The organism is Aminobacter sp. P4_H6_2, from assembly GCF_056400805.1.
In genome coordinates, this window is the sequence record NZ_JBFUKO010000745.1 from 1 (window position 1) to 2,426 (window position 2,426).

Annotated in this window: 2 protein-coding genes; both read left to right on the forward strand. The window is 59.5% G+C overall.

Going from position 1 to position 2,426, the window contains the following annotated elements; all coding sequences use genetic code 11:
• Nucleotides 1-118: 118 nt before the first annotated feature.
• A complete protein-coding gene (locus AC1DUU_RS29540; protein WP_476786877.1) occupies nt 119-1,564 on the forward strand; it encodes a homospermidine synthase in 1,446 nt (481 codons plus the stop codon).
• Between the two features lie 153 nt (nt 1,565-1,717).
• Entirely contained in the window at nt 1,718-2,098 is a 381-nt protein-coding gene (gene omp10, locus AC1DUU_RS29545) for an outer membrane lipoprotein Omp10 (protein ID WP_476786878.1), read from the forward strand.
• Nucleotides 2,099-2,426 lie beyond the last annotated feature (328 nt).

The following is a 2,426-nucleotide window of genomic DNA, read 5'->3' on the forward strand; positions in this document are numbered from 1 at the left end:
TCCCACATCATCTGGGGCGCCGGATTCGCTTTATTGAAACAAGCATGTATGGTTTAGCTGTTGAAGCCGGGTCAATCATGGCCCGGCTCTTTTAGTGTGAGAAGGAGTGCCCCAGAAAATGGCGAATGAAAAATGGCCCGTTTATGGTGAGATTACCGGCCCTATCGTGATGATCGGCTTTGGCTCGATCGGTCGCGGCACGCTTCCCCTCATCGAACGCCATTTCAACTTCGACACGTCGCGCATGGTGATCATCGATCCCAGCGACGAAAACCGTAAACTGGCGGACGAGCGAAACATCAAATTCATCCAGGAGGCGGTAACCAAGGACAATTACAAGGACTTGCTTACTCCGCTTCTGACCAATGGCGAAGGCCAGGGTTTCTGCGTCAACCTGTCGGTGGACACCGGCTCGGTCGACCTGATGCACATGTGCCGCAAGCTGGGCGTGCTCTATGTCGACACCGTCATCGAGCCGTGGCTCGGCTTCTACTTCGACAACAATGCCGGCAATGACGAGCGCACCAACTACGCGCTGCGTGAAACGCTTCTCGCCGAACGGCGCAAGCATCCCGGCGGCACGACTGCCGTCTCCACCTGCGGCGCCAATCCGGGCATGGTCTCGTGGTTCGTCAAGCAGGCGCTGGTCAATCTGTCCAAGGACCTCGGCATCGAATTCGAAGAGCCGGCACAGCACGACCGCGAAGGCTGGGCCGCGCTGATGAAGAAGGCTGGTGTCAAGGGCATCCACATCGCCGAGCGCGATACCCAGCGCACCAAGAACCCCAAGCCGATGAACGTGTTCTGGAACACCTGGTCGGTCGAAGGTTTCGTCTCAGAAGGCCTGCAGCCGGCCGAACTCGGCTGGGGTACGCACGAGACCTGGAAGCCCAAGAATGCCAAGAAGTTCAAGCATGGCAACAAGGGCGCGATCTATCTCGAACAGCCCGGCGCCAACACCCGCGTCCGCACCTGGTGCCCGACGCCAGGGCCGCAATACGGGTTCCTTGTGACGCACAATGAGGCGATCTCGATCTCCGACTTCTTCACCGTGCGCTCCAAGAAGGGCAAGGTGACCTACCGGCCGACCTGCCACTATGCCTATCATCCCTGCAACGACGCGGTGCTGTCGATGCATGAGATGTTCGGCGCAGCTGGCAAGCCGCAGCCGGTCCAGCACGTTCTCAACGAGGACGAGCTGGTCGATGGCGTCGACGAGCTCGGCGTGCTGCTCTATGGCCACGACAAGAACGCCTACTGGTTTGGATCGCAACTGTCGCTCGAACAGGCACGCAAGCTTGCACCTTACCAGAACGCCACTGGCCTGCAGGTAACCTCGGCCGTGCTCGCCGGCATGGTCTGGGCGTTGGAGAACCCAGAGGCCGGCATCGTCGAGACCGACGAAACCGACTACAGGCGCTGCCTCGAAGTGCAGTTGCCCTACCTCGGACCGGTCAAAGGCTATTACACCGACTGGACGCCTCTCGAAGGCCGCCCTGGCCTGTTTGAGGAAGACCTCGACAGAGATGATCCCTGGCAGTTCCGTAACGTACTGGTCCGGTAGGACCAGGCAATACGGGAGTAAGAATAGGGGAGTAAGGCAGTAGGGCATCAAGGAACCTGCTGCCATATTCCCTTACTGCCCTACTGCCCTACCCTTGCCTTCATCGCCAAATCGAGCGATTGAAGGCAAGCGGACTGAGGAGAGGATTACTTCATGACAACTTCGCGGAAAATTGTCTCGGCCGGAGTATTTGCCCTGCTTGCGGCCGCCATTGCCGGCTGCTCGACCAGCGGCGGCGGCTCTTCGGGTAGCGGGCCTGCACCATCGGGCGTGGAAGGCGCGTGGCTTGACGCCAAGGGCACYGGGCTTTCGACCTTCACGAGCGGCTCGTTCCAGACGGTTGCGACCGACACCGGCCAGAAGCTTTCTGACGGCACCTACATCCTGACCGGCGCCAACGCGGTGCAGATCAACGGCACCTCGCTGATCCGCCAGTCGCCGATCAGCTTCAACTGCCTTTTGATCTCGGCCAACCAGCTGAACTGCACCAGCGGCACCAGCCAGCAGTTTACCCTGACCAGGCGTTCGGCCTGACCTGAGTTTGTGCCCGCCACGGCGGGCACAACACTACTTTTTGGCATCCGGCGCGACCGGAAGCGCCGCCCGGCAAGCAAGCCGGCTTTCAGCTTCCGATTCTCCCTTGCATCCGCAAAATGAGGATGTGAACATGACGTCAAGGAATGTGTAACATTCCGGTCAAGCGAAGACGCTAAACGTCTCGCGGGGGTCATTCGGGAGATTTCATCATGAAGAGATTGGCTGCCATTGCGGCTTTGTCAGCTTCGGCGTTCGGCTATTCCGCCGCGCCGTCATTCGCCGATTACACTTTGACCATCATGCACATCAATGACTGGCACAGCCG

Coding starts and splice junctions, on each gene's coding strand:
- AC1DUU_RS29540 (WP_476786877.1), top strand. CDS start 119: ATGGCGAATGAAAAATGGCCCGTTTATGGTGAGATTACCGGCCCTATC.